The 24,585-nt window shown below is 68.1% G+C and carries 26 protein-coding genes, 1 tRNA gene and 1 pseudogene; 14 read left to right on the top strand and 14 right to left on the bottom strand.

Going from position 1 to position 24,585, the window contains the following annotated elements; all coding sequences use genetic code 11:
* Positions 1-25: 25 nt before the first annotated feature.
* Positions 26-1,396: an LVIVD repeat-containing protein gene (locus tag OUY22_RS23890; RefSeq protein ID WP_270157348.1), complete on the bottom strand. Its 1,371-nt coding sequence runs from the start codon at positions 1,394-1,396 to the stop codon at positions 26-28.
* Between the two features lie 54 nt (positions 1,397-1,450).
* Between OUY22_RS23890 and OUY22_RS23885 the strand changes: the two genes are divergently transcribed.
* Positions 1,451-2,089, top strand: a complete 639-nt coding sequence (locus OUY22_RS23885) for a DUF305 domain-containing protein (RefSeq protein ID WP_270157346.1) — start codon at positions 1,451-1,453, stop codon at positions 2,087-2,089.
* Positions 2,090-2,107: 18 nt separating this feature from the next.
* On the opposite strand, the gene OUY22_RS23880 is transcribed toward OUY22_RS23885, so the two are convergent.
* Positions 2,108-2,524 carry an SsgA family sporulation/cell division regulator gene (locus OUY22_RS23880; RefSeq protein ID WP_270157344.1) on the bottom strand — a complete coding sequence of 139 codons (417 nt, stop codon included), beginning with the start codon at positions 2,522-2,524 and terminating at the stop codon, positions 2,108-2,110.
* A gap of 434 nt (positions 2,525-2,958) precedes the next feature.
* Between OUY22_RS23880 and OUY22_RS23875 the strand changes: the two genes are divergently transcribed.
* Positions 2,959-3,033, top strand: a tRNA-Val gene (locus OUY22_RS23875).
* Positions 3,034-3,614: 581 nt separating this feature from the next.
* Here the strand turns inward: OUY22_RS23875 and OUY22_RS23870 are convergent.
* Positions 3,615-4,016, bottom strand: coding sequence for a MerR family transcriptional regulator (locus OUY22_RS23870; protein ID WP_270157343.1), 402 nt, complete (start codon positions 4,014-4,016; stop codon positions 3,615-3,617).
* Positions 4,017-4,100: 84 nt separating this feature from the next.
* On the opposite strand from OUY22_RS23870, the gene OUY22_RS23865 reads away from it, so the two are divergent.
* Entirely contained in the window at positions 4,101-4,760 is a 660-nt protein-coding gene (locus OUY22_RS23865; protein WP_270157342.1) for an SDR family NAD(P)-dependent oxidoreductase, read from the top strand.
* Positions 4,757-5,221 carry a YybH family protein gene (locus OUY22_RS23860; protein WP_270157341.1) on the top strand — a complete coding sequence of 155 codons (465 nt, stop codon included), beginning with the start codon at positions 4,757-4,759 and terminating at the stop codon, positions 5,219-5,221. Before OUY22_RS23865 ends, OUY22_RS23860 begins: the two co-directional genes overlap by 4 nt.
* Positions 5,222-5,524: 303 nt before the next feature.
* On the opposite strand, the gene OUY22_RS23855 is transcribed toward OUY22_RS23860, so the two are convergent.
* Positions 5,525-6,091, bottom strand: a complete 567-nt coding sequence (locus OUY22_RS23855) for a hypothetical protein (protein WP_270157340.1) — start codon at positions 6,089-6,091, stop codon at positions 5,525-5,527.
* 404 nt (positions 6,092-6,495) lie between these two features.
* Between OUY22_RS23855 and OUY22_RS23850 the strand changes: the two genes are divergently transcribed.
* Positions 6,496-7,365, top strand: a complete 870-nt coding sequence (locus OUY22_RS23850; protein WP_270157339.1) for an LLM class F420-dependent oxidoreductase — start codon at positions 6,496-6,498, stop codon at positions 7,363-7,365.
* A 92-nt stretch (positions 7,366-7,457) separates the two neighbouring features.
* Here OUY22_RS23850 and OUY22_RS23845 read toward each other — a convergent pair whose 3' ends face one another.
* From OUY22_RS23845 to OUY22_RS23835, 3 genes are all read right to left on the bottom strand, one after another.
* On the bottom strand, positions 7,458-8,345 hold the full coding sequence (locus OUY22_RS23845; RefSeq protein ID WP_270157338.1) for a hypothetical protein: 888 nt from the start codon (positions 8,343-8,345) through the stop codon (positions 7,458-7,460).
* Positions 8,342-8,923, bottom strand: coding sequence for an RNA polymerase sigma factor (locus tag OUY22_RS23840; RefSeq protein WP_270157336.1), 582 nt, complete (start codon positions 8,921-8,923; stop codon positions 8,342-8,344). The genes OUY22_RS23845 and OUY22_RS23840 overlap by 4 nt, the downstream gene beginning before the upstream one ends.
* Positions 8,924-9,217: 294 nt before the next feature.
* Entirely contained in the window at positions 9,218-9,670 is a 453-nt protein-coding gene (locus OUY22_RS23835) for a MarR family winged helix-turn-helix transcriptional regulator (protein WP_270157335.1), read from the bottom strand.
* Positions 9,671-9,816: 146 nt separating this feature from the next.
* On the opposite strand from OUY22_RS23835, the pseudogene OUY22_RS36955 reads away from it, so the two are divergent.
* Together OUY22_RS36955 and OUY22_RS23825 are read left to right on the top strand one after the other, a co-directional pair.
* Positions 9,817-10,164, top strand: a pseudogene (locus OUY22_RS36955) (NAD-dependent epimerase/dehydratase family protein); the annotation flags it as partial.
* On the top strand, positions 10,100-10,819 hold the full coding sequence (locus OUY22_RS23825; RefSeq protein WP_408638195.1) for an NAD-dependent epimerase/dehydratase family protein: 720 nt from the start codon (positions 10,100-10,102) through the stop codon (positions 10,817-10,819). The pseudogene OUY22_RS36955 and the gene OUY22_RS23825, both read left to right, overlap by 65 nt.
* 127 nt (positions 10,820-10,946) lie before the next feature.
* Here OUY22_RS23825 and OUY22_RS23820 read toward each other — a convergent pair whose 3' ends face one another.
* From OUY22_RS23820 to OUY22_RS23810, 3 genes are all read right to left on the bottom strand, one after another.
* The gene (locus OUY22_RS23820) at positions 10,947-12,119 is read right to left on the bottom strand and encodes a CU044_5270 family protein (protein WP_270157334.1); all 1,173 of its coding nucleotides are present in this window, start codon (positions 12,117-12,119) and stop codon (positions 10,947-10,949) included.
* Complete coding sequence (locus OUY22_RS23815) at positions 12,112-12,675, bottom strand: RNA polymerase sigma factor (RefSeq protein WP_270157332.1); 564 nt, start codon at positions 12,673-12,675, stop codon at positions 12,112-12,114. Before OUY22_RS23815 ends, OUY22_RS23820 begins: the two co-directional genes overlap by 8 nt.
* Positions 12,676-13,201: 526 nt before the next feature.
* On the bottom strand, positions 13,202-14,401 hold the full coding sequence (locus tag OUY22_RS23810) for an MFS transporter (protein WP_270157331.1): 1,200 nt from the start codon (positions 14,399-14,401) through the stop codon (positions 13,202-13,204).
* A gap of 86 nt (positions 14,402-14,487) precedes the next feature.
* Between OUY22_RS23810 and OUY22_RS23805 the strand changes: the two genes are divergently transcribed.
* The gene (locus OUY22_RS23805; protein WP_270157330.1) at positions 14,488-14,946 is read left to right on the top strand and encodes a winged helix-turn-helix transcriptional regulator; all 459 of its coding nucleotides are present in this window, start codon (positions 14,488-14,490) and stop codon (positions 14,944-14,946) included.
* A gap of 260 nt (positions 14,947-15,206) precedes the next feature.
* On the opposite strand, the gene OUY22_RS23795 is transcribed toward OUY22_RS23805, so the two are convergent.
* On the bottom strand, positions 15,207-16,760 hold the full coding sequence (locus tag OUY22_RS23795; RefSeq protein WP_270157329.1) for a carboxylesterase/lipase family protein: 1,554 nt from the start codon (positions 16,758-16,760) through the stop codon (positions 15,207-15,209).
* A gap of 584 nt (positions 16,761-17,344) precedes the next feature.
* Between OUY22_RS23795 and OUY22_RS23790 the strand changes: the two genes are divergently transcribed.
* The 3 genes from OUY22_RS23790 to OUY22_RS23780 all read left to right on the top strand — a co-directional run bounded on the left by OUY22_RS23790 (position 17,345) and on the right by OUY22_RS23780 (position 19,318).
* The gene (locus OUY22_RS23790; RefSeq protein ID WP_270157327.1) at positions 17,345-17,683 is read left to right on the top strand and encodes a hypothetical protein; all 339 of its coding nucleotides are present in this window, start codon (positions 17,345-17,347) and stop codon (positions 17,681-17,683) included.
* 263 nt (positions 17,684-17,946) lie between these two features.
* A complete protein-coding gene (locus tag OUY22_RS23785; RefSeq protein ID WP_270157325.1) occupies positions 17,947-18,807 on the top strand; it encodes an SDR family NAD(P)-dependent oxidoreductase in 861 nt (286 codons plus the stop codon).
* A gap of 10 nt (positions 18,808-18,817) precedes the next feature.
* The gene (locus OUY22_RS23780) at positions 18,818-19,318 is read left to right on the top strand and encodes a MerR family transcriptional regulator (RefSeq protein WP_270157324.1); all 501 of its coding nucleotides are present in this window, start codon (positions 18,818-18,820) and stop codon (positions 19,316-19,318) included.
* Here the strand turns inward: OUY22_RS23780 and OUY22_RS23775 are convergent.
* Positions 19,301-19,789 carry a winged helix-turn-helix transcriptional regulator gene (locus OUY22_RS23775; protein WP_270157323.1) on the bottom strand — a complete coding sequence of 163 codons (489 nt, stop codon included), beginning with the start codon at positions 19,787-19,789 and terminating at the stop codon, positions 19,301-19,303. The two genes, OUY22_RS23780 and OUY22_RS23775, sit on opposite strands and share 18 nt — an antisense overlap.
* A 160-nt stretch (positions 19,790-19,949) precedes the next feature.
* Between OUY22_RS23775 and OUY22_RS23770 the strand changes: the two genes are divergently transcribed.
* Both OUY22_RS23770 and OUY22_RS23765 read left to right on the top strand, forming a co-directional pair.
* Positions 19,950-21,353 (top strand): MFS transporter, encoded by a 1,404-nt coding sequence (locus OUY22_RS23770; protein ID WP_270157322.1) that lies wholly within the window; start codon positions 19,950-19,952, stop codon positions 21,351-21,353.
* 28 nt (positions 21,354-21,381) lie between these two features.
* Positions 21,382-21,867 carry a pyridoxamine 5'-phosphate oxidase family protein gene (locus tag OUY22_RS23765; RefSeq protein WP_270157321.1) on the top strand — a complete coding sequence of 162 codons (486 nt, stop codon included), beginning with the start codon at positions 21,382-21,384 and terminating at the stop codon, positions 21,865-21,867.
* 429 nt (positions 21,868-22,296) lie between these two features.
* Here OUY22_RS23765 and OUY22_RS23760 read toward each other — a convergent pair whose 3' ends face one another.
* Both OUY22_RS23760 and OUY22_RS23755 read right to left on the bottom strand, forming a co-directional pair.
* Positions 22,297-22,557 carry a hypothetical protein gene (locus tag OUY22_RS23760; RefSeq protein ID WP_270157320.1) on the bottom strand — a complete coding sequence of 87 codons (261 nt, stop codon included), beginning with the start codon at positions 22,555-22,557 and terminating at the stop codon, positions 22,297-22,299.
* A gap of 198 nt (positions 22,558-22,755) precedes the next feature.
* Positions 22,756-23,412 carry a DsbA family oxidoreductase gene (locus tag OUY22_RS23755; protein WP_270157319.1) on the bottom strand — a complete coding sequence of 219 codons (657 nt, stop codon included), beginning with the start codon at positions 23,410-23,412 and terminating at the stop codon, positions 22,756-22,758.
* A 334-nt stretch (positions 23,413-23,746) separates the two neighbouring features.
* Between OUY22_RS23755 and OUY22_RS23750 the strand changes: the two genes are divergently transcribed.
* On the top strand, positions 23,747-24,585 hold an 839-nt coding region (locus tag OUY22_RS23750; protein WP_270157317.1), incomplete at its 3' end, for a M23 family metallopeptidase.

Genomic DNA, 24,585 nt, shown 5'->3' with positions numbered 1-24,585 from the left:
GGGCCGGCGCCGAGCCGCACCCGGCTCAGTAGCTCTTCTGGGTCTGGACGTTGAAGTCGTCCATCTTCACGTTCTTGGCCGGGTCCGTCAGCGGGTCGTCGATCCGCAGCACATCCAGGCCCATCTGGATGTCCGCCGAGTACACGTACCCGTTGTAGTAGTACGCCGACCAGGAGCCCGCGATGCCACGCTCCGGGTACGGGCCGCGCTCGAAGAAGCCGATCTCCTTCGGGTTGGCGGAGTCGGTGAAGTCGAGGAACGAGACGCCGCCCTGATACCACGCCTGCACCATGATGTCCTTGCCCGGGATCGGCAGCAGTGAGCCGTTGTGGGCGACGCAGTTCTCGGTCTCCTGCTGCTCACGCGGGATCTTGAAGTAGCCGCGCTTCTCCAGCTTGCCGTCCACGATGTCGTACACGGCGTTCGCGCCCTTGGTGACGGGGACCTGCGCGGAGCAGGTCGGGGCCGAGCCGCCGCCCAGCTCGTCGGTGAACAGCACCTTGGTGGCGTCGTTGTTGAACGTGGCCGAGTGCCAGATCTGGAAGTTCTCATCGTCGGTGACCTGCTGGATGAGCTTGGGGCTCACCGGGTCGGTGATGTCGAGCAGGAAGCCGTCGCCGAAGCAGGCGGCCGCGGCCAGGTTCTTCTCGGGGTAGGCGGTGATGTCGTGGCAGCCGGTGGCCTCACCCTGGCCCTCGATCGGGATCTCGGGGCTGGCCACCACCTTGGCCGACTTCGGGTCGTCCAGCGGCACCTCCACGATCTGCAGCAGCTGGTGCGGCGGCGGGCAGGTCTCGGACGAAGGCTCGGGGCCGGGGGAGGAGACGTACACGAACAGCTTGCCGTCCTTGGGCACCATCGTGTGGGTGTGCGAGCCGCACTCGGTGGCGACGGCTCCGACGTACTTCGGGCTCTTCTTGTCGCTGACGTCGAAGATCCGCAGGCCCTCCCACGAGGCCTGGCTCTCGGTGGAGTCGCAGTCCTCGCCGCTGCGCGGCGCGTCGATCGACAGGATCAGCAGGTTCTCGTACACCGACACGTCGTTCTGCTGGGCGGGGCAGGACACCTGGCTGACGATCTTCGGGGTGGTCGGCTCGCTGATGTCGAAGATCGAGAAACCGCCGAAGTTGCCCATGTAGAGGTAGTCGCCCTGGAAGGCCAGGTCGGTGTTCCAGTCCATCGGGCCGTTGAGGGGGGCGGTGCGCGGCACGTTCACCACGTGCGTGACGTTGTCGCTCGTCAGCACCTCGCCGGGCGCGGCCTGGCTCGCCGACGTCTGCGGTTGCCCGCTGGCCGGCGGCGACGCGTCCCCTTCCGGCTCGGGGCTCGCGGCACATGCGGTGACCAGCAGGAAGGCCGCCCCCAGCGCGGCCCGTCGAACCTTGGCGAAGATCACGCCTGCCCCCTCGTCTGATAGCTCAGTATGGAAGCTATGCCAGGGAGATCCGGAATGCGCGCGCTATGGGTCACAGTTCTGCTGACATCCGCCGCCCTGGCGGGCTGCGGTGACGAGCCCGAGCAGCCGTCGGCGATCGGCACCGAGGCCCCCGTGATCGTCCCAGAAGGCCCCGGCGCGACGGCCCGCACCGCGACCCCTGGCGAACGCCTCGGCCAGGTGCCTCCCACGCCCACGGCGGCCGACGTGCGCTTCGCCGAAGGCATGATCCCCCACCACCGCCAGGCACTGGAGATGGCCGGCCTGGCGGCCGGCCGCACCACCACGGCGTCCGTGCTCGGCTTCGCCCAGCAGATCGCCATCAGCCAGCAGCCCGAGATCACCATCATGTCGGAGTGGCTGACCGGCCTGGGCCGCCGCGTCCCGTCCGGTCACGACCACGGCGGCGGCATGGAAGGGTACGGGATGGCGACGGAGGACGAGCTGAAGGCCCTGCGCGCGGCCGAGGCCGGCGCCTTCGACCGCATGTTCCTGCAGCTCATGATCAGGCACCACGAGGGCGCGCTCAAGATGGCGGAGGAGGCGCTGGCCGGAGGCAAGGACCAGCGGATGCGGCTCCTGGCGCGAGACGTGTACGCGGGCCAGAGCATCGAGATCGCCAGGATGCGAAAGATCCTCGACCAACTCGGCTGACGGGGGGCGGTTGCGTGCTCAGCTCGGCCAGAGCATGTTGGACAGCTCGGCGTCCAGATCCATGTAGTCGGTCTCCCGCCCCGCCGGCACCTTCTCATACGTACGGTGCAGGAACTCCGTGAGCGGGGCTAGCGGCACCTCGAACAGCGCCTGCCCGAAGGGGGAGGTCAGACTGATGTGCAGGGTGCGTTCGCCGTCGGCGCGCGCGGGCCACACCTGCACGTCGCCGTCGCCGACCCGCCGCACGATGCCGACGGTCAGCAACTCACGGGCGAAGATCCACTCGACCGGTTCGTCGTTCCCTACGTGGAAGGCCATGCGGATGGCATACGGATCGTCGGCTGTGTAGCTCAGCCCGGCGAGCAGGGGGACGGTAGTACGGTCGGGGACCACAAGCCGAAGGCCAAGCTCGGCGGAGACGGTGGTGCTGTTCATCGTCAGCCAAACCTTTTTGTCGAAGGTCCCCTCTACGGGGCTATCACTGCTCGGGCGTACTTCGTCCGCGTCCGAGCTCTGACGGCGGAACGAAGGAACCTCTTGGAAAGATTCCGCTCCAAGGGCCTTCTGTAACGCAACTCACAGCTGGACATTTAGGCATCTACCAGGCTAAACGGGATCAGTCGGGTCGTATTTGCAAGGGTTTTGCGTCTTGTGGATCTCGCCCAGGAGGCCGCCGGTGATCGTTCCTGCTCCTGATCACCTCGGGCGTACAGCCGGGACACGACGATGGTATGCCAAGGGCCTGCCACAGCGGTGGGCAACCGCCGCGTTTCACCCCGAATCCTCACCCCGCCGCCTACCGTTTCGCCAGCGGGTGCGGGAGTGCGGTATGGTTTTCTCCGTCGGGCCCTACGGGGGCCGGGCAGGGCGGGCGATTAGCTCAGCGGGAGAGCGCTTCGTTCACACCGAAGAGGTCACTGGTTCGATCCCAGTATCGCCCACCACATAGCAGCAGGTCAGAAGCCGGACTCCCAGAGCGGGGTCCGGCTTTTTTGATCATCTGACCCTGATCTGACCCCCGGATGAGCCGTCACTGCCTTCCTTCCGCCGCCTCGCAACGGCCGGCAGCGGACTCGTTCGGTAACCCCGCGTGGTGGCTGATGTTCAACAGACGTGCCTTCACCCGAGCTCGTCTCAGGCAGTGCCTTGATGATGATCTACGGCGTAAAGGCAGAGGCTCCGCTCCGACTTTCTTGGAGACCTCCGAAGTCGGCATGCTGGCGGAAGAGAGATCACACGCGATGCCGGCCCTCAGGAAGTACCCGCAGGAAGTACGTGAGCGTACGGTGCGGATGGTCTTTAAGGTCCGCGAGCAGAGGGCTGACGCGCCGGGTGCCATCGCCCGGGTAGCCAGCAACTCGGCGTGCACCGCGAGGTGTCGCGCGGCCGGGTCCGTCAGGCCGAGGTCGGTGGAGGACGGCGTCCAGGCGCCTCGACAGCCGATGCGCAGCGGATCGCCGAGCTCGTGCGGGAGGTCCGTGAGCTGCGCCGGGCGGAGCCGCCTGAGCTGCCACGTTGAGCAGTTCTAGGGTGAGGCGTGACTTGCGGGTTTTGGCGTCACATCCGCTGGCTGTTGTAGTGCCGCATCGAGGATCGAGTCCAGGATCTCCTGCGAACTCTCAAGCTGATTGATCATTTTGGCGATATGAGCCCGTTCGCGTCGTAAGTCGTCGATGAAGGTCGGGCAGCCGGAAGGCACTACCAGTTCGTCAGCTCCGTGCACGCAGTGCAGAACCCGGGAGATGACGGCGGTGGAAAGCCCGGCGGCGAGCAGGGTGCGGATGTGGCGCACTTTCGCGATGTCCGGCTCGGTGTACTCGCGGTAGTTATTGTCCAGCCGGACCGGCCTGAGGAGGCCTTGCTCCTCGTAGTAGCGCAGCAGTCGCCTGTTCACCCCGGTCTTGTGGGCCAGGTCGCCGATCCGCATCCCGTTCCGTCCCCCTTGACCTTCACATGGATGTGATGCCTTACCGTCCCGAGTATCGCTGATCCACAGAGTAAGGAGTAGACAATGCCGGGTGCCGTGATCATTGGTGCAGGTCCGGGGATCGGGCAGGCGGTGGCTCGGAAATTCGCCAGGGAGCGGTTGCCGATAGCGCTGATCGCTCGGAGCGACCGGACGTTGCGTGCCGGGGCCAATGCGGTTGCTCGCAGTGGAGTCCCCGTTGTCACGTTGAAGGCCGATAGCACAGATCAGGCTGGGCTGAAGGCCGCGCTTGACGAGGTTGTCCGCGAGCACGGCGTGCCGGACGTCGTCGTGTACAACGCCGCGATCATCCAGGCGGACGCGCCGGGCGAGCTGTCAGTACGCGGCCATCTGGAGGCCTGGGCGGTGAACGTGGTTGGCGCGCTCAACGCTGCGGCTCACATCGCGCCCGCCATGGCGGCACGCGGGCATGGAACGATCCTCATCACGGGCGGTATGCCAGAGCCCAAGCCGCGGTACGTGAGCCTCTCTCTGGGCAAGGCAGGTGTCCGTACCCTGGTCACCCTGCTCGACCAGGAGTACGGCCCTGCCGGAGTGCACGTGGCGAGCGTCACCGTTGCGGGCCCGGTCGCCCCAGGTACCGACTTCGACCCTGACGACATCGCCGAGCACTACTGGCAGCTGCACACGCAGCCGCGACACGAGTGGACGCGGGAAGCCCTGCACGGAGGTTCCCCGCGATGACCGACACCAGGGCCACAGACGTCCTCACCAGGCTGCTCCACGACTGGCAGCAGGCCTTCAACGCACACCGCCCGGCCGGGATCGCTGCCCTGTTCAGCCAGGACGCGCTTTTCCAGGGCATCAGTCCGAAGCTGGGACACGGTCCACAGGAGATCTTCGACTATTACGCCAGGGTCCCCCGCGGCACGACGGCACAGGTCAAGGTGATATCCGGTGGCCAGCTGAGCCAGGAGACCGTGCACGGATTTGCGGAGGTGACCTTCACCGCAGCTACCGGTGACGTCCACCTGATATGCCTGTCGATCGTGGCCAAACGGGCGGGCGGCGTCTGGCTCATCCACCAATACCACGCTTCCACACATCACATGGGAGGAGGCTCGGCGGTCCGGCAAACGATCAACGCCGCGCCGGGAAGCGATCCTTTCAGTCCCTCTTGCGCCCAAGGCCGGAACTGTCCGTGAACACCCCGCAGAAGGCGAGCAGGTGCGGGTAGTCGTAGCGGTTGGGTTCAATCTCGTCCTGGGATTCGGCGACGAGCTAAGACGGGAGTGGAGCTTTACATAGACGCCGAGAACCTCTCGCGGGACAGGCTGCCCGACTTCATGAAGAGTGGTCCGCCCTGCGACGTCCCCACGCAAGGAACTGTTGGCGCGATATATGTCGGCACCGCCAACGGCTGGGTCGTGGTCCTAGGCTGACGGCCCCACGTCCGATGTCCGGGATGTCGAGTCAGGATGCCTCGACATTGGAATTCCTGCAGATTATCAGTGCATCGAGACGTCCAGAGGCCAGCCGTTGAGCTGGGGAAACTGCCGCAGGAAATGCTCACACCGATCGACGAAGTTCCCTCCGCCCCCTTTTAGTCCATACTCGGCAATGAATGACTCGAAATCATCGAGATCGGATGACATCACCTTAATCTCATCCTGGACCACTCTACCCGCGCTCGCGATCGCCACCCCTAGAGCCACAGAGAGGGATACCACGACTCCGACTACGGTCCTGGTAGGACTGATGATGGCTTCGACTACTGGCAGCGTTCCCTCGTCATCGAATTCTGGCAACCATGGGTTGTCGAATATATGCAACCACGCTCGATCCCGATGGCCGGCTATTTCCACTTCGAAGAATAGTGAGCCGCCGAGATCGTCCGTAGGCTCGGAGGGAATGCTTCCGCCGATCATCAGCGCGTGCAGCTCGTTATCATTCAGAGCTCTACCCATCGAGCGGGGAGTTCCCTCCTGATATTCCCGGCCCACTCCAATGGCCATGGTGGGCACAGCGCTCATCTCCAGGAGAGACTTCATGGTTCGAGTCGCGCTCTGCAGCATCGTGGCCAACGTTATTGGTCGGGGGAGCGACACAGTAAGATCCACTGACACGACTCCAACCTACGGTCCCCCGCGAACGAATGGCCACCCTCGGGGTGTCTACGACGCCGAACCGGCGTCCCGCCGGCCGCACGATGTGATCGCCGTCCCCGGCGGCCGGGCCGGGCAGTGTCTGCCGCGCGCCAGACCGGCCGCCGCCGAGGACTGGGTCGCAGGTCACGCTCTGGCCCCGCTGGCCGGACACACCAGCCACGTCATCACCGTGCTGACGGACCGCCGCCAGCACGGCCGCCGGGCGACCGTTTCACGAACACGGGCCGACCGGAGACAGTCGCTTGCGCTCGACCGGGGTAGCGCACGCGATGATGGTCGGTACGTTCGGCTTGCACGAGACGGGAGCGAGAGTGCGGATAGGTGTCGTCTTTCCCCAGACCGAGATCGGGGCGGACACGGGCGCCGTGCGCGCCTACGGGCAGGGAGTCGAGGCGCTCGGCTTCCGGCACGTGATGGCCTACGACCACGTCGTCGGGGCGGACCCCGAGGTTCACCGGGGCTGGCGTGGCCCCTACGACGTGCGCAGCACGTTCCACGAGCCGATGGTCCTGTTCGGCTACCTTGCCGCCCTGACCTCGCTCGAACTCGTCACCTCCGTCATCATCCTGCCCCAGCGCCAGACGGCCCTGGTGGCCAAGCAGGCGGCCGAGGTCGACCTGCTCAGCGCCGGCCGGTTGCGGCTGGGCGTGGGACTCGGGTGGAACCATGTCGAGTACGAAGCCCTCGGCCAGGACTTCACCACCCGGGGCAGGCGCATCGAGGAGCAGGTCGCGTTGATGCGCAGGCTCTGGACCGAGCCGTCGATCACCTTCGAGGGTGCCTTCGACAAGGTGACCGGAGCCGGACTGGCCCCGCTGCCGGTGCAGCGGCCGATCCCCGTCTGGTTCGGCGCCTACTCACCTCGGGCGTACCGCCGCGCCGGGAGGCTGGCCGACGGCTGGTTCCCGCAGATGTCCCCGGGCCCGGAGCTGGATGAGGCCAAGGCGATCGTCGACGATGCCGCCGCCGAGGCGGGCCGCGATCCCGCCTCGCTCGGCATGGAAGGGCGGGTCGACTGGACGGGCAGTGCGCAGGAACTGGCCGAGCTGGCGCGCCGGTGGCGGGAGGCCGGTGCCACCCACATCGCGGTCAACACCATGGGAGCCGGGCTCGGCTCGGTCGACGAGCACCTGGCCGCGCTGGAGACGGCTGCCGAGGCGCTCGGGCTGCGCCAGGATTGAGGCCGCGCTCGCGGGCCGGCGAACTGGACGAGGCCGCCGGCCCGTGGTCCGTCCACCTGCCGTGAGGCAGGGCAACGCCGCGGATGGCCAGGTCAGTCGAGCTTTACGGAGCCGCTCGTGGCCGGGGTGTTCACCTGCGTGCTCGTCCGGCCGGTGAGCTCCTCGAGCGAGACGCTGCGCCGCGACCCGTCCTGGAGGATGGTCGTGACGCCCGTGACGCCGCCCCAGCGTGAGGCGTTCTCGCGCTCCTCCGTCATCGGTGCGTCCGGCCACCAGGCCGCGAAGTAGCCGCCGGTGACGGTCGCGGTGACGCTGCCCTTCGCCTCTGTGGCGAGTTCCAGGCCCACCACGCCGGCACCGACCCTGCCGGTCACCGTACGCACGCTCTCCTCACTCGAGCTCGTGCCCGCGCCGAGGGACGCCCGCGCCGATCCCGCCGGAGCAGGCGGAAGCGGCTGCGCGCCGGGCCCCGGCGTGCTGCCATGCGAGCCGACGAGGTCGCCATCGCGGAGCAGGCAGGTGATCTCGGCCAGGTGGCTGCCACCGTCGTTGACGTAGACGAGCGTCCAAGGCCCCCGCCCCTCGGTCACCACGGGTCGGAAACCGAACTCGCGCCCAGTCGTGCGCCTGGCGTCGTCCCGGGCGTTATCGAGGCACTTCTCCTGGGCCTCGGCGGCCCGGTCACCGCTCACCGTGTGCGGTGTCGCGGTCCACGCTGCCATCGCCGTGCCGCCGCCGAACACGCCGGGCAGCAGCAACGCCGCCGCGATGCCGGCAGCCACACCTCCGCTCACCATGGCGAGCCGCCGGGCAGTGAGCACGCGACGGCTGCTGATCGTCGGTGCGGGCACGCCCATCGGGTCGGTGGCGACCACCCGGGCCAGCAGGGAACGAGCCTTGGGATCGGTGCTGGTGTCGAGGTCGGCAGGGGTTACAGCGGGGTCGAGGTCGCGCAGGGTACGGTCGAGGATGTCGTTCATCGCGTGCTCCGAGAGTCGGTGGTGGCGGTCGTCAGGGGCTGGGTTTTCGCAGTGGGAGCCGCGTCGGTGTGGTGGCGCAGGGCACGCCGGGCCCGGGTGAGCCGAAGCCGGAACGCGACGGGGGAAATACCGAGTACCCGCGCGGCTTGCGGGGCTGTGAGGCCATCCCACACGGCCAAGGCGAGCGTCTCCCGGTGGATCGGACTGAGCCGCCGCCACGCCTGGACGAGGTCGAGCCGGCGTGCCACCAGTTCGGGGTCCAGCCCGGCCGGCGCGGCACCGGTCAGCCGGCCGTCGGCGATGCGGACGGTGAGCGCCTGCCGTCGCTGGTCAGCCCGCAACCCATTGCGGAGTGTGCGGTGCGCGACGCCGAACAGCCAAGCCCGCGCCTCATCCACCGCCGGCGGCACGTCGTCCAGGCGCCGCCAAGCGACGAGGAACACGTCGGCGACCACGTCCTCGGCGTGAGAAGGGTGGACGCGACGCTCGACGAACCGCAGCAACGGGGCATACGTCTGCTCGTAGAGGCGGCCGAAGCGCTGGGTGCGCTCCGGAGGCTCGGTGTCAGTGACATTCATGCCTAGGTCATGTCCGGCAGGTCCGCAGGTGTGTCGCGAACCGTCACGACGAGGCGTCGGTGGCTGCCGCCCTCGAGCCCGCGCCGGTGACGTCGCGCGGCTAGACCGTGTCCAGGTGGGTGGCCGGCGCGTCCAGCAGACGGCCGAGTTCGCGGGCCACAGGGGACTTGCCGGCCGAGCACAGGCCGAGCTCGGCCAGGCACGCGGTGATCACCTCGTCGCCGTCGTGGACGATCAGCTCGGCGGGGACGAACTGGTCGACGTGGGCGATGGTCGAGCGGGTTCAGGCTTTCTTCAGTCGTCGGCGGCCGACGCCTCGTCGGCGGTGAGCGTCCGCAATATGTCGACCAGTGTCGACAGTTGCTCGGGGGTGAGTGGCCCGAACAGCTCTTCCGCCGCCCGTTCATAGCCTGCCGTCCAGTCCTGAGCCAGTGCGGCCCCTTGCGCCGTCACTCGAAGAAGTACGGACCGGCGGTCGTCCGCGCTGGTCTGGCGTTCGAGCAGTCCGTCGCGGACGAGCGCGTCGACCAGGGTGGAGGCGGTTCCCTGCGCGATGCCGACCGCGAGAGCGAGCTCGGTGAGACGTACCGGCTGCGAACGCGCCACCTCCACCACCAGGCGGGATCTCGGTGTCGACACCCCGTGCTCGCCCAGGCGCTCGTTGAAGTGACGTACGAGAACCTTCGCCGTACGGCTGAACTCGTCGGCGACCTGTGCTGCGGTCACGCCCTTGTTCGCGTGTGGCATCGCCCACCTCCCACTTGACGTCCCCATCGTAGGGGAGATTACATAGACATCGATGCATTGATATCGAACTATTTGATGTCTATGCATCCGAGTGGCCGAAGGTCGCATTCCGAGCAGCACCGGACTCAATCACCACGAGTGAACACATGAAGATCTTCGTCACCGGCGGCAGCGGTTTCGTCGGCGGCACTCTCGTGCGCCGCCTCGTGGCCGAGGGACATGACGTCACGGCGCTGGCCAGATCGGACGCCGGCAGCCAGCGCGTACGTGCGGCCGGCGCCGAACCCGTGTCCGGCGACCTCGCCGAGCTGGGCCGGACCGGCTCGCCGGCGCCGAACTGGCTCGCCAAGCTGCGGGAGGCCGACGCGGTCGTGCACGTCGCGGCTCACATGGAGTTCTGGGGGCCCGACTCGCTCTTCGACCAGGTCAATCATCTGCCGACGGCCGCCCTGCACGCCGCGAGCGTCGCGGCCGGGGTGCGACGCTTCGTGCTCATCAGCGCCGCGTCCGTCTCCACGGGCAGTCAACGCCGTCCCGTCGTCGACGAGTCGACGAGTCGACGAGTCGACGCCGGAGGGCCGGCCGAACATCGCCTACAGCCGGGTCAAGCCGGCCACCGAGCGCGCGCTCCTGAAAGCCCGCAGCGGGAAGACCGAGCTGGTGGTGCTCCGCCCGCCGTTCATCTGGGGCCGTGGCATGACGACGATCAACGAGATGGTCGAGGTCGCCGAGGGCGGACGGTTCGCCTGGATCGACGACGGCAGGCACATCGTCGACTTCGTACACGTCGAGAACCTGGCCGGTGCCGCGATCCTCGCGCTCACGCGGGGCCGCCACCAGGGGATCTACTACGTGACGGACGGCACGCCGATGCCCATCCGAGACTTCCTCACCCCCTTGCTGGCGACCCGCGGCGTGGATCTGTCCAAGAGCCGCAGCGTCCCTCTGGCGATGGCGGCGCCCATGGCGGCGATGATGGACCGCACGGCCCGCCTGCTCCGCCGGAAGACGGCGCCGCCGCTGACGAACTGGCTGGTCGGCTTCGCCGGCCGTGACCGTTCCTACGACATCACCGCCGCCAGGAAGGAGCTGGGCTACTCGCCTGACGTGACGCTGGAGAAGGGCCTGTCGGAGATGAGCTTCTCGTGAGGTGACGACTTCGCGCGCCGCGGTCTCCGGAGAAGCGCTCGCGCGCTGAAAACCCCGGATGCGGTCTCGCCGCCCGCAGGCGCGGGCAGAAAGGAAGGTGGTGAGCGGGCGTGCCCTTGGCGGCCCGTCACGGGAGGGGACGGTCGCTGAGCCGGCAGCCGCGTGGGCGCTCGGGGCGTTCGCTGGTCCAGCCGGCCTCAGGTGCCCAGGCCTGATAGTTCATGAACGTCCCCTTGGCGAGCCCCTCCGTGCTCTCGGCCGCGATCGCGACGTTCGCCGCCAAGACGGTGCCGGTGTGTGGGTCGAGGATGGTGGTGTACCGCTGAGCCACCTCGTCATCGGTACCGAACTGGGCGGTGAAGCCCTCGCTCTTGATGAAGGTGACCTCGATTCCCGGACGTCCCAGAGGATCGATGATCGAGCCGCGCACCTTGGTCGTCGGCAGTTCGGCGAGCAGACGTAGGGTGGCCGCCCTGACCGAGGGCTTGACCGGGAGCTCCAGCAGGGCGAAGGCCATGGGCAGGAAGTCTTTGAAGCTGTCCTCGGGCCGGCTGTTCTTGCGGGTCTTCCAGTAGGTTCGCAGTTTCTCTCGGAGCTGTTCGGCGTCGTCGGGCAGCGCCGAGAGGTCGGCCAGCGTGAGTTCACCCAGCCGTCTATCACTGAGCACGCCGCCCGGCTCGGCCGCGCGCGTGTAAACGCACTGAGAGGGCTTGGAGCTCAGCCGGATCTGCGCGCAGTCGCCGGCGCGGGTTCCCGGCGTGCACGCGCGCTGGACCGTGCCCGGAGAACCGGCCGCCTGCCATGCACGCTCGTCGGCCTTGGTGGCGGGACGGACGAACTGCTGCCACTGTTCCACATGAACGGGGTCGCCGGGGTCGCGCGGATGCCAGAGGTCGATTCGTGACGACTGCAGGACGTTGAACGTTTCGCCGCCCGCCCGGACCCTGATCAGCCCGTTGTTGAGCAGCGGCCTGCGCCAGTAGTCGTCGCGCTCGTCCGGCAGTTGCGCGATCTGGTCCGCCAGCCGGAGCAGGGCATCGTTGCCGCTCGCGGGCACGATCATCGGTGCGGGAACAGTGGTCATGTTCGACACCAGCGTGACGACGGCCATGACGACGGCGATCGTTGTCGCGGCCGCTCCCAGGGTCCATCCCCAGGCGGGGCCACGCCGATTCGCTCTACCTGGCCGTACCGGCTTGCGCTGGGTGGCGGCAAGCCTGAGGCGGGCCTTCTCGACGACCTCCACCGAGGGTGGCGGAGCATCAGGCAGCGCTCTGGCCAGGAGGCTGAGCTCATTCATGGGTGTCCTCCAACGGGTTGACGTCGCCGAGTGCCTTGCGGAGCTGCTTACGGGCGCGGTTGAGCCGGGAGGCGACCGTCCCCGCTGGGATCTGCAGGGCGGCGGCGACCTCGGCGTGGCTGAGGTCGCCCAGCACGCTCAGCAGCACGACGTCGCGGTCCCCGCGACTGAGTCCGGCCAGCGCCCCCGCCAGCTTGCCGGTCAGCCGGCCCGCGGCCACGCGGGCCAGGGCTGCGTCCTCGGGACTGTGCTCATGACTGTGCTCGGCGCGCTCAGCTGTCCGGCTGAGCGCCTTCCATCTACGGATCTCGGTACGGCGGTGCCGTGCGATGAGGTGGGTGGCGATGCCGTACAGCCACGGACGCACCCCGCCGCGCGAGGCGTCATAGCCACCCCGATAGGCCGCCACGAACACCTCGGCGGCCAGGTCGTCAGCGACGTCGTCGGACAACCGCCTGACGATGTAGCGGTGGATCTCGGAGAAGTGCGCATTGAAGATCTGCTCGAAGTCCACCCGTAGATCGGGTGGGTCGGCCACTTCAGGTGGAACGGCCATGCAGGCGTCTCCGGTGGGTCAAGTGAACGATGGTCGCCCTTTCTTGCCCGAAGTGCCTTGCTGCTTTCACGGACCATCGCTGAGTCTCTCGCCCATGTCCGCCTGCGGCTATTCAGATCCGCTCAGTCACCGCCTGATCACCCGCAATGCTCTTGTCGGCCAGTCTCGTAAGTTGGTCTCGAAAGCGGTTCTCGTAATCCTTGTCACGGCGTCGGCTTTCGGCACCACGAGGTTCGTGGACTTCGGGCATGCCCGGGTCAGCACCACCGCTCAAGATCTCACCCGGTCGATACCCTCAAGGCCGCCGGCGTCCCCGAAGAGCTCATCTGGTCTGATCGGCGTTCGCCGACACCGTGCGCACCTCCCCTTACGTCGGCCTTCGCTACGGTCGTGCTGGTGCGAGACCAGCCTCTGATGAGTCCGAACGGCTCACCATCCGCGCCCTTGAGCAGGTCCGTGACTTCCACGACCGCAGCAGCCTCGGGCTGATCCTCATCGGCATGCCCGGCATCGTTCTCTCCCCGGTTCAACCGTGCTGCAACTCGGGGCGCTCGGACCGGAGGTTCGCGCTATCGAGGGGTAGCCGCCTGTCGGTCGCCCAGACGGCCAGTGCGCAGGCCGCGAATCCGGCCCCGAGGAGGCTGGAGCCCGCCCAGCCGTGGGTGGTGAAGATGGCGGTGGTTGCGGCTGCGCCGAGGGCGGAGCCGAGCGAGTAGAAGACCATGTAGCTGCCGATGACGCTGCTGGTGCGATCCGGATGCGCGGCGGTGAGCAGGTGCTGGTTGCTCACATGCACGGCCTGGACCGCGAAGTCGAGAACCACGATTCCGGCGACGAGGAGCCACAGTGACCACGGCAGCTGCGCGATCGCTGCCCACGAGAGGATGAGCAGGGTGAGCGCGAGAGCGGTGACCGGGGCCGCCCGTCCTGCATCCGCCCACCGTCCCGCGCGTGCCGCGCCGAGTGCGCCGGTGAGTCCGGCGATGCCGAACAGCCCGATCTGACTCTCGCTCAGCTGCCACGGCGTGTCCGCCAGCGGCAGGGACAGCCCGCTCCACAGGGTTCCGAACGATGCGAACAAGAAGAACGCGATGAGCCCGCGCGTCAGGAAGATGCGCTCTCCGAACAGCGCGCCGAGTGAGACGACGGCCCGCCGATACCCCGCAGGGCGGTTGGGGCGCTCCTCTGGCGGCAGTACGACCAGGACGAGGGCCGCGAGCCCGAGTGACAGCACCGCGAGCACGACATAGACGCTCCGCCAGCCCCACACTTCGGCGAGCGCGCCGGCGATGACCCGCGCGCCCAGGATGCCGACCACAACGCCCGAGGTCACGACACCGATGTCGCGCCCGCGTTCGGCAGGCAGCGAGACCGACGCCGCGTAGGCCACCGTGGTCTGCACCACGACCGCGAACACCCCAGCCGCCGCGAGCCCCACGAACGCCACCCATGCGGCTGACGCCGAGGCCGTAAGAATCATGCTCGCTGCGGTGAGTGCCAGGTGCACGGCGATGAGCCGGCGCCTGTCGACCACATCGCCAAGGGGCACCAGCAGCAGCAGTCCTGCCAGATAGCCGATCTGGCCAGTCGCGACGATCCACCCGGTGAGTTCTGCCGACACACCGAGATCAAGTCCCATGGGCTCCAGAACAGGCTGCGCGGCATAGACGCTCGCCACAGTGACACCACACACCACCGCGAGCAGCAACCGCCGCCACACGTCCATCGCCCTCCATCTCGAATAGTAGTAAATTGCAACCAATTGAACGGTACGGCAGAATGGTTTCAATCCGCAACTCATCGGGAGGTGTCATGTCGCGCACCACCATGCGCGCCCCGAACCTCGACTGGACCGACCCCGACTGCCCCGTCGCCCGCACGCTCGACCTCGTCGGCGACAGGTGGAGCCTGCTCGTCATCCGCGACGCGATGGACGGGGCACGATCGTTCACCGAGTTCCAGCGACGCACCGGCATCGCCCGCAACATCCTCACCGACCGCCTCCGCAAGCTCACCGCTTACGGGCTCCTCGCCCAGCGCGCCGCACCATCGGGCCGCCGCCAGGAGTATGTGCTCACCGACGCCGGCCGCGATCTCTTCCCGGTCATCCTCACCCTGCGACAGTGGGGGGAACGCCACGCCTTCGCGCCCAGCGAGACCCACTCCACCCTTGTCGACCAGCACGGCATCCCTGTACCGGAAATCGCGCCGACCAGCGCCGACGGCACCCTCCTCGACACCGACACCACCCACGTGCAGAAGACCCGATAGAAGGCAGGCCCTCGGCGCCTTCAGACCCCACAGACACCCCGCCGCCACCGCGGGTAACTTCCGGCTGGTCACCCGGCTTCTGGAACAAGCCGAACGGGTGATGGAACTCAACGGCGGCGTTGACCGGATCACCGCCGAGGTCATCGACGCCGCCCGCGACGCTCTGGTCATCGGTATCAGCTGACCGTGACGTACGCGGCCGAACAATGGTGCGGATTCCGGGCTGAGGTACCGCCGGTCACAGCCCGGAGTCCGGCAGGTCAGCGGCCGGCCAGGCGGTCCCAGAAGTCCAGTTTGTGGAGGGCGTCCTGATCGTAGACGCCGACGCCACCGGGGCCCGGAGCCAGGCGATGGACATGCCCGGTGCGCACGGGGCTCCAGCGCGGCAGGCCAGGAGCGTTGGGGTCGCCGGTCGCCGCGAAGCGGGACCAGTACTTGATCATCATATCGCCGAGCTTCCGCTGCTCGTGGGTGAGCGCGGCCCCGGGGAACAGGAACGGCAGTTCCGATCCGTGCGAGGCGAGCGGCTCCACACCGCCGGGAAGGGGGAAGATCGGCGGCGCGGTACGGTCGGCGAACGCGTAGGAGTAGACCGGGGTGTGCCGGCTGAGCATGCGGTCACTGGCACGACCGGCCCAGGCCCAGTCGAGATCGCTCAGGATCGCCGCGGCGGCCTGCACCGGCCGTCCACGGGACGGATACTCCGCCGCGATCGCCGCCGCCTTGTCACCGTAGAACTGACGCAGGCCATCCTGGTATCCCTGCTCGGTGAGACCGGCGAACATCAGCGAGGCGAACAGGGTCCCCTCGTCACGGGTGATGCCGGTGAGGATCGGCACCCGGTGGAAGCGGCCCTGTGTGAAGACGGTCTCCGGATCGGCGGGCAGCACGGTGTTGCCGTAGCCCGGCAGGGCGAGCGGCTCCAGCGCGAGAAGCTCGGATACGGGCTTGCCGCGCAAGCAGGCGACGGCTGTCTCCGGATCGGTGCAGCCGAGCGCGGTGGCGGCGGCGGTTCCCTGCGCCTCGTGGGCGGCCTTGGGAACCCACATCGGGATGTCCATGAGCGGCCTCAGGTCGCTGCGGGTGAAGGCGACCTGCGAACACGGCGTGCTCTGGAGGATCACCCGGCGAAACAGCCCCGCAGCGGTGGGCGACGCCAGGTGGGCGCACGCCGAATGCGCCCCGGCGGATTCCCCGAACAACGTGACGTTGCGGGGGTCGCCGCCGAAGGCCGCCACGTTGCGCTGGACCCAGCGCAGAGCGGCCTGCTGGTCCTCCAGCCCGTAGGCCCCGCCGTTCGCGAGCCCAGGATGCCCGAAAAAGCCGAACACGCCCAGCCGATAGTTGACGGTGACCACCACGACGTCGCCGCGCGTGGCCAGGCGGCTCGCGTCGTAGTCGCTGCCGGCGCCCTTCGTCAGGCTGCCGCCGTGCAACCAGACCATCACGGGCCGGGGGCGGTGCGGAGTGGCCGAACGCGGGACGGTCACGTTGAGGTACAGGCAGTCCTCGCTGTCGCTGGCCGGCAACCCCCACAGATCCGCGGACTGGGCACACCTGTCACCTGGGCGGGTCGCGTCGCGGACGCCCCGCCATGGAGTCACCGGCCGGGGCGACTGCCAGCGCAGGCTACCCACGGGAGCAGCGGCGTAGGGAATGCCGTTGAAGGCCCGGTGGTCCCGGGCGATCTCGCCGCGCACCCAACCCGCATCGGTCCGTACGGCATTCCTCGAGGCCGCGTCCGCCGGCGCGGCCCCTGCCATGACCATGACCAAGCTCACAACCGCTGAGCTGAGAGTACGTATGAATGTCATGCGGGCGAGCCTAGGAACGGCGCGGCGGGAAGAGAATGGCCCTGGATGCCGCCCTGGGTGCACCTAGGTACACCCCATGTCGGTTCGGGCTCGTTCTAGATGCGGACGACCCCGCGTACGGTCGCGCCGTCGGGCGGGGAGGACCGCCGATTCTCGCGAAGCGTTTTCTTCGAAGCCGCATGGCGAGCAGACCTCGTATCGGATATCAGGGGCTTTGCATTCCGGTATTCAACAAGGGTATTGGTAAGCGTCGTTTCCGTCATCGTGACGGGCAGATCCGGTCCATTGCGATACTTCAGGAAAACGAGAAGCCGTGGTCGCCGCTCCCGCCATAGCGCAATCCAACCTGTCGCTCAACCCCGTATAAAACTACGATATGCCACGGAACGTCCACGAAACGTGACGCGAACTCCCCGCAACGGCATCAATCCACATCCGCATATTGCACGAATCGTCAATGCTGGTGCATCTGCCGCCATGGCAGGCGGGAAAGAATGGTCATCGGGCCGGCGTAGTCGGCTCACAAAGCGGACAAATCACCACGAATAGGGGAAATGCTGATGAATCGTCCAAACGGTAGGAAAGTGAAGGCTGGGCTCGCGGCCATGGGTATGGCCACCGCCATGGTCCTCGCGCCGGCGCCGGCATCCGCGGCATCCGGAAATGTCGGGATCATGGGGTGCCAGTCAACCTCTGCGGTTCTCACCTACACCAGCGGTGGGACCTGGAGCAGGAATTGCAGCGGCACCTACCAGGTCGGCAGGAGCGCCACCAAGTTCTCCGCCGGCGGCTGGTCCGGCTACGTCACCTACCCGGCATGGCCGGACGGCCATCGCGAGTTCTGTGATTTCCAGAGTTTCAATATAGGCTCCACGGTCACATCGGTCACCCTTTACGCCACCAAGGCTCCATGGTGTCCCTAGCACGCTGACAGAGCGAGAGAAATCATCTCAGCCGGCGGCCGGGCGGAATTCGCACACTGAATTCACTTGCCTGCCGATTTCTGTCGCTCCGTATTCCTGAAGAATCGTTGCACGAGTGGCCCCGGGATCGCATCATCGGACCTGGGGCTCACTTTTTCCTCGGCTGTCTTTGGGCCATACGACACCATCCGCAGAGGCGCGGTCCTCTTTGGTGGTCATGTCAGTTTGCGTTCGAGCGCGCTCGAAGGCGTAGCGTCCGCGCCATGACGACACAGACCTGGATCATCACGGGCGCGTCCCGCGGGTTCGGACGCGCACTGGCGGAGTCGGCGCTCGCGGCGGGCGACCACGTGGTGGCGGCGGTGCGCCGGCCCGAGGGCGCGGCCGATCTGGAGGTCAGGTACCCGGACACCTGCCTGATCGCGAAGTTCGATGCCCGGGACATCGCCGCGGCCGCCGACCTCGTGCGCGACACCCTGGAGCGCTTCGGTCAGCTCGATGTGCTGGTCAACAACGCGGGCCGAGCCGTGGTCGGAGCGGTCGAGGAGGTCGGCGACGCGCAGTTGCGCGCGTTGATGGATCTGCACCTGTTCGGGCCCGCCGCGCTCGTCCGGGCGGTGCTGCCTGCGATGCGGGAGCGGGGCACCGGGACGATCGTGCAGATGAGCAGCCAGGGCGGGCGGACGTCGTTCCCCGGCGTGTCGGCGTACTCCGCCTCGAAGTTCGCCCTCGAAGGCTGGTCCGAGGCGCTGGCCGCGGAGGTCGCGCCGTTCGGGATCCGGGTGATGCTCGTCGAGCCCAGCCGGTTCAGGACCGGCTTCAACAGGGGTGACGTGATCGAGTTCGCCGAGCCGTCGGCGGCCTACCGTGACGTGCTCGCCGACGTCCGTGCGGACATGGCCGGGACCGACGGCCGCCAGGAAGGCGACCCGGCGCGGGCGGCCGAGATCATCGTTTCCCTCGCGCACGGTGAGGAGGTGCCGCTGCGGCTGCCGCTCGGCCGCGAGGCGGTCGAGCGCATCTCGCATGCCTACCGGCGCGGCCTGGAGGAGGTCGAGCAGTGGGCCGAGACCGCCCGCAGCGCCGATTTCGCGGGTGTCCCCGCGTCGGTACGGCCCATCTAGGCTCGTGGTCGTGGCCACCGACGATCTGATGACCAGGGCGCTCGACGCGCTCGGGGACGACGGTCCGCTGTCGGCCGAGGCGATCCACCACCTCGCCGGCCTGGGCGACCTGGGCGACCTGCCCGGGACGATGACGATCGCCGAGGTCGCCGGCCTCCTCGACATCTCGCCCCACACGCTGCGCTACTACGAGCGGGCCGGGCTGGTCGAGGTGGCCCGCGACGGCAACGGTCATCGCCTCTACGACGCAGAAGCGGTTCGGCGCCTGGTGTTCCTCACCAGGATGCGGCTGTCCGGTATGCCGATGCGCGACCTGCGGCATTACATCTCGCTCGTCGACGCCGGAGCGCACACGGTGCCGGAACGGCTCGAGGTGCTCGTCGAGCATCGCGACACCATCCGCCGCCGGATCCGTGAGCTGACCCTTTCCCTCACGGCGGTCGAATACAAGATCGCCACGTACGGGGGCTCGGCCGGGCCGGACGTGCAGACCCTAGGGGCGGCCCGGTGATGCCCCGGAGTAGCCGGCGGTGGCCGGACGGCCGAAGACCTCCTCCTGCTCGGCGGCGATGCGCTCGTCGTAGGCGGCGCGGGCCGCGGCGATGGCGTTCTGGTGCTCCTCCGTCCAGAGGACCAGAGCGTGGATGGTGCTGTGGAGGGTCGCACCCATCGGGGTGAGCTCGTAGTCCACCCGCGGCGGCACGGTCGGATACACGATCCGCTTGACCAGGCCGTCCCGCTCCAGGTGCCGGAGCGTACGCGACAGCATGCGCTGGCTGATCCCGTCGATGGCGCGGCGCAACTCGGTGAAGCGCAGGCTCCGCTTGTCGAGCAGCGAGATCACCAGGAGGGACCACTTGTCGGCGATGCGGTCGAGGATCTGCCGTACCTCGCAGTCCGCGCGTTGGTCCCACTGGATGACGTCGTCGTCGACGCCGGTATTCGCGCAGTAACCGAGGGACTGGAAAGTGCCGTCTTCCATGCCTGTCGATAGTGCCTGATGATGCTGTCGGTTACAAGAGGGAACCGGGAGGCCGTCAGAGAACCGCTCTGAAGGCGGGTTCCCGCAGGCAAGGGAGTCACCTCAGATGTCCTCATTCCCCGACGAGCCCGCCGGCGGAGCGGCCGGCCGCCATGCGCGCATGACAGGACGCGCGTGGGGTGTGCTCCTCGTGTTGTGCGGCGCGATCTTCCTCGAAGGCATCGACGTGGCGATGCTCAACGTCGCGCTGCCGTCGATCCGCGCCGACCTGGGCCTGTCCACCGGCGTGCTCAGCGGCGTGGTCAGCGCCTACGTGCTCGGCTACGGCGGTTTCATGCTGCTGGGCGGACGCGCCGCCGACCTGCTCGGCCACCGGCGGATGTTCCTGCTGTGGCTGACCATCTTCCTGGTCTTCTCGGGGCTCGGCGGGTTCGCCACCGAAGGCTGGATGCTCCTGGTCGCGCGGTTCGTCACCGGAGTGGCGGCCGCCTTCATGGCGCCCGCCGGGCTGGCCCTGATCACGTCCAACTTCCCCGAAGGCCCCTCACGTACCAAGGCGCTCGGTGTGTACGCGGGCACCGCCGCGGGCGGCTTCTCGCTGGGGCTGGTCGCGGGCGGGGTGCTGGCCTCGTTCGGCTGGCGATGGGTGTTCTTCGCCCCCGTCATCCTGGCCGCTGTGATCCTCGTGGCGGCGATGCTCCTCGTCCGCGACACCGGGGGCGACCGCCCGCGTGGCGGCTTCGACCTGTCGGGGGCGTTCACCATTACCGCCGCCATGCTGCTGCTGGCGTACGGGGTGGTCCGGCTGGAGCGGCCCGGCGACGGGCCCGCCCTGACCGCCGGCGTCTTCGTCGCGGCGTTCCTGCTGCTGGGGGCGTTCGTCGCGATCGAGCGGCGCTCGTCGTCGCCGCTGGTGCGGCTGGGCATCCTGCGCTCGGCGCCGCTGGTGCGCGTCAACGCGGCGGCGCTGCTGTTCATGCTCGCGTTCGCCGGCTTCCAGTTCGTGGCGACGCTGTACTTCCAGGAGCTGCGCGGCTGGAGCACGCTGCAGACCGGGCTGGCCATGCTGGTGATCGGCATCGACACCGTGCTCGCCCCTACGCTCACGCCTCGCCTGGTCAACCGCTTCGGCAACGCGAAGGTGCTGTTCGGCGGCATCGTGTGCGCCGCGGTCGGCTACCTGCTGCTGCTGCCCCTCAGCATGGACTGGACCTACGCCGCGATGCTGCCGGCGCTGTTCCTGCTCGGCATGTCCTTCGCGCTGTCCTACGGCCCGCTGACGATGGCCGCCACCGAAGGGATCGCGGAGGACGAGCAGGGCCTGGCGGGCGGCCTGCTCTACACGGCCATCCAGTTCGGCATGGCCCTGGGGCTGTCAGCCGTCACCGCGGTCAGCGCCGCCGCCGGCGGGGGCCTCGAAGGGCTGCGGGCGGCGCTGGTGGTCCCGCTGGCGGCAGCGGTGCTGGGCGCCCTCATCGTCGCCTCCGGCCTGCGCTCCTCCTCAGCCACGCCGGGGGAGCCGGTGCGGGACGCCCCGTCCGAGCATCCCGCCACCACCGTCTGACCACTCCCAGGACACGGAGGAAAGCGCGATGACCGCGTACGTCACCTCGTTCGCCGACATCAAGCGGCAGTTCGACGCCTATGTCGGCGACATCGTCTACGCCACCATGACCACGGTCGACGCGAAGGGACGGCCCCGCGCCCGGGTGCTGATCCCGGTGTGGGAGACCCCCGCCGACGGTCCGGTCGGCTGGCTGGCCACCTACCGGACACCGGTCAAGGCCGCCCACCTGGCGGGCAATCCGCACACGACGTTCAGCTACTGGACGCCTCAGCAGAACGCGGTGAGCGTCGACGCCGTCGCCACATGGGTCGACGACCCAGGGGCCAAACGCCGCGTGTGGGAGCTGTACCGGCGCACCAGCCCTCCGGGAGCCGGCTACGACCTCGGCAACTTCTGGCGCGGCGGGCCGGATGATCCCTCGCTGCACCTTCTGCGGCTGGAGCCTTGGCGCGTCCAGGTCATTCGCGGCGTCGACCTGCGCAGCACCATCTGGCGCGCCGGAGAGCGGTGACGGGGCGTTCCGGCCGCCGGTCGTTCCCCCGGCCGGACGGGCTCACCTGGTCAGATCGCTTCTGATCCAGTCCAGTACGGAGGTGCGACGGGGCCGCCAGCCGAGCTGGGCGCGGGCGCGCGCTCGCCTCGGACCCGGCTGTTGGAGTCTACACACAGATCACTGATCACGGCCGTGACGTCGTCGCCGCGGCGCGCGCCACATATGTCGGCGTCCTCCGGCGGGTTCTCGCCGGCATCACCGGCGATCGGGAACTGGTGGCCCTGGCCGAGCGGCTTCTCCTGGACGCGGGACCGGCGAGCCCGTGAGAGGCCAAAGGGAGGCGCCAAGGGCGCAGCAAAGCAGAACGGCGGCCATGATCACATCTGTGATCATGGCCGCCGTCGTCGTCCCCGCCGGTGGACGGAGCCGAGCATCAGATCCCGCTGACTAACGGTCCCGCCAGTCGAACCACCACGAGCCGTTGTACATGTAGCAGGAGCTGACCTGGTAGTAGCGGACGTAGGTGCGCTTCTCGGAGTCGCAGTGGGACCAGGTGCCGAAGGGGCCGTGAGACTGCCAGTAAGGGGCCTGGACGGTGACGGTGCCGGTGCCGGTGGGCTGGACGGCGTGAGCCGCGGTTCCCAGCATGGACAGAGCGGAGAAAGCGATGAAGCCGGCGGCGACGGCTCTCTTCGTGAAGTTCGTCATGACGTACCTGCTTGCTTGGGAGATGGTCAGGCGCTCATCATGTCGATCCGACCCGGCGACGAAGAAGATCCTTGCCTGCCAGTCGTCGGCAGAGTCCTGCCAAAGACAGGGCGAGCCCTGTCCGTCCGCCCCCCGTGCCGAGTGCGGCGATGATCTCGTGGGCGCGACGTACGTGGCCGTCAGGGAACGGAGCACTGATCAGCGCCTGGCGGGCGCCTTCGCTAGCTCATCCGCGATGATCGACTCCAGGTCCGCGACTGACAACGCACCGCTCATGACGGTTCGTCCGTTGAAGCGGAAGGCCGGGACGCCGCTGATCCCGGCTCGGCGCGCGTCGGCCTCGTCACGGCGAACGGCGGCGCCGAACTCGCCGCTTTCCAGCATCGCCCCGACCTCGGCCTCGTCCAGTCCGCCCTGGCTGCCGAGCACGCACAACGTGTCGCGGTCGGCGATGTCCATCGTGGTCGCCACGAATGCGTGCGACACCCGTTCCCGCACTTCCTCACCTCGCCCTTTGGAATCGGCGAAGTGCAGCAACCGGTGCGCGTCGAACGAGTTCGCGGCGCGCGATTCCATCATCCGGTAGTGCAGCCCGACCTCGGCGGCGGCATGGGTGATGAGCTTGAGCGTCTCCAGCACGCGGGGCATCGGCATGCCCAGCGCCTCCCGCATGTACTCGGGCACTGAATATCGGCCCTGTTCGGGGCCGTTCGGGTTGAGTTCGAAGCTCCGGTGCCACACGCTGATCTCGGCCACACCGTCGAATTTCCGAACAGCGGCTTCGAATGTCCGCTTGCCGATCCAGCACCACGGGCAAACGATGTCCGACCAGATCTCCACCTGCATCTTGACCATGTCAAGGCCACCCTTTCTGTTCCTGATGTGTCCGCGGAAACAGTCGTCCGACACGCTCACCGGAGGCCCGGACGACGTCACCGGGGCGCGGAGCCTCGACCGGCCATTATGTCGAGGCGGAGGTCGATGCGGGGGAACGGTTCCTGCCACTCTGCGGAGTGATCCTGCCGTTGCCCGTCACGCATGATCGTTCTGGGCGCCCGCCCTTCCTCCATGGGCCAGGCCGAGGTGGAGAAAGTTTTCATTGCTTCTCTGATCAATGATGCTAACTTCGAGTTGATCTGTGTAGTCATCTCCTTCCACCCCCCATCCATATGGAGGAGGAGCGCAGCACATGACATCGTCTGTCCGCCTGCTCTTATCCCGTCTCACAGCCACCCTCGCCGTCTGCGCCGTTGTCCTGATCCCGGGCGGCGCCGCCCGCGCGGATGAGCCCCCCACCACCCTCGCGACGCCGTCCTTCCAGATGCCCGTCCCCTGCGGCCAGCGCTGGACGACCTCCACTCACGGAGGCCACGCCAGTCAGTACATGGTCGACATGGTGTCCGCCAGTGGCGCCACGCACGGGACCCCCGCCCTCGCCTCCGCGGCCGGCACCGTCATCACCTCCACCTTCTACTCCGACGCCGGCAACACCGTCGTCATCGATCACGGAGGTGGCTGGGTGACCCGCTACCTGCATCTGGCCAGCCGTGCCGTCGGCGTCGGCGCATCCGTCGGCCGGGGCCAGCAGATCGGCGCCGTCGGCACCACCGGCAGCGCCACCACCGGTGCTCACCTGCACTTCGAGCAGCGCCTCAACGGTGTCGTCGTGCAAGCGGCCGTCGACGGCCACCTCATCCCCGTCACCTGGTCCTACAACCAGCACTACGAGACCAGCAACAACTGCGGGGGCGGTACGCCCGGCAGATACTGGGTCGACACCTTCGCCGACGCCCCCGGCTACGCCACCCCCGGCGGCACCCGCACCGGCACTCTCAACGGCGGCACGAACTACGTCTACTGCCGCGCCTGGGGACCCGTCGTGCAGGTCGGGAGCGCGTACAACCACTGGTGGCTGAAGACCGACCTGGACAGCGGAAGCCCGTGGCAGAACCAGTGGGTGTCGGCCTACTACCTGTCGCGCTGGGGCAACGACCAGGCGAAGGACAACAACGGCGCGGACATCGCCAA

The organism is Nonomuraea corallina (assembly GCF_027620315.1).
Taxonomy (GTDB): domain Bacteria; phylum Actinomycetota; class Actinomycetes; order Streptosporangiales; family Streptosporangiaceae; genus Nonomuraea; species Nonomuraea corallina.
The sequence above is the reverse complement of the archived record's forward strand: the minus strand, read 5'-3'. Positions and strand labels throughout refer to the sequence as shown.

Bases quoted from the DNA above. Each gene is read 5' to 3' on its own strand.
- OUY22_RS23885 (WP_270157346.1), top strand. From the start codon at position 1,451: ATGCGCGCGCTATGGGTCACAGTTCTGCTGACATCCGCCGCCCTGGCG.
- OUY22_RS23880 (WP_270157344.1), bottom strand. From the start codon at position 2,524: ATGAACAGCACCACCGTCTCCGCCGAGCTTGGCCTTCGGCTTGTGGTC.
- OUY22_RS23870 (WP_270157343.1), bottom strand. From the start codon at position 4,016: ATGCGGATCGGCGACCTGGCCCACAAGACCGGGGTGAACAGGCGACTG.
- OUY22_RS23865 (WP_270157342.1), top strand. From the start codon at position 4,101: ATGCCGGGTGCCGTGATCATTGGTGCAGGTCCGGGGATCGGGCAGGCG.
- OUY22_RS23860 (WP_270157341.1), top strand. From the start codon at position 4,757: ATGACCGACACCAGGGCCACAGACGTCCTCACCAGGCTGCTCCACGAC.
- OUY22_RS23855 (WP_270157340.1), bottom strand. From the start codon at position 6,091: ATGCTGCAGAGCGCGACTCGAACCATGAAGTCTCTCCTGGAGATGAGC.
- OUY22_RS23845 (WP_270157338.1), bottom strand. From the start codon at position 8,345: ATGAACGACATCCTCGACCGTACCCTGCGCGACCTCGACCCCGCTGTA.
- OUY22_RS23840 (WP_270157336.1), bottom strand. From the start codon at position 8,923: ATGAATGTCACTGACACCGAGCCTCCGGAGCGCACCCAGCGCTTCGGC.
- OUY22_RS23835 (WP_270157335.1), bottom strand. From the start codon at position 9,670: ATGCCACACGCGAACAAGGGCGTGACCGCAGCACAGGTCGCCGACGAG.
- OUY22_RS23820 (WP_270157334.1), bottom strand. From the start codon at position 12,119: ATGAATGAGCTCAGCCTCCTGGCCAGAGCGCTGCCTGATGCTCCGCCA.
- OUY22_RS23815 (WP_270157332.1), bottom strand. From the start codon at position 12,675: ATGGCCGTTCCACCTGAAGTGGCCGACCCACCCGATCTACGGGTGGAC.
- OUY22_RS23810 (WP_270157331.1), bottom strand. From the start codon at position 14,401: ATGGACGTGTGGCGGCGGTTGCTGCTCGCGGTGGTGTGTGGTGTCACT.
- OUY22_RS23805 (WP_270157330.1), top strand. From the start codon at position 14,488: ATGTCGCGCACCACCATGCGCGCCCCGAACCTCGACTGGACCGACCCC.
- OUY22_RS23795 (WP_270157329.1), bottom strand. From the start codon at position 16,760: ATGACATTCATACGTACTCTCAGCTCAGCGGTTGTGAGCTTGGTCATG.
- OUY22_RS23785 (WP_270157325.1), top strand. From the start codon at position 17,947: ATGACGACACAGACCTGGATCATCACGGGCGCGTCCCGCGGGTTCGGA.
- OUY22_RS23775 (WP_270157323.1), bottom strand. From the start codon at position 19,789: ATGGAAGACGGCACTTTCCAGTCCCTCGGTTACTGCGCGAATACCGGC.
- OUY22_RS23770 (WP_270157322.1), top strand. From the start codon at position 19,950: ATGACAGGACGCGCGTGGGGTGTGCTCCTCGTGTTGTGCGGCGCGATC.
- OUY22_RS23765 (WP_270157321.1), top strand. From the start codon at position 21,382: ATGACCGCGTACGTCACCTCGTTCGCCGACATCAAGCGGCAGTTCGAC.
- OUY22_RS23760 (WP_270157320.1), bottom strand. From the start codon at position 22,557: ATGACGAACTTCACGAAGAGAGCCGTCGCCGCCGGCTTCATCGCTTTC.
- OUY22_RS23755 (WP_270157319.1), bottom strand. From the start codon at position 23,412: ATGGTCAAGATGCAGGTGGAGATCTGGTCGGACATCGTTTGCCCGTGG.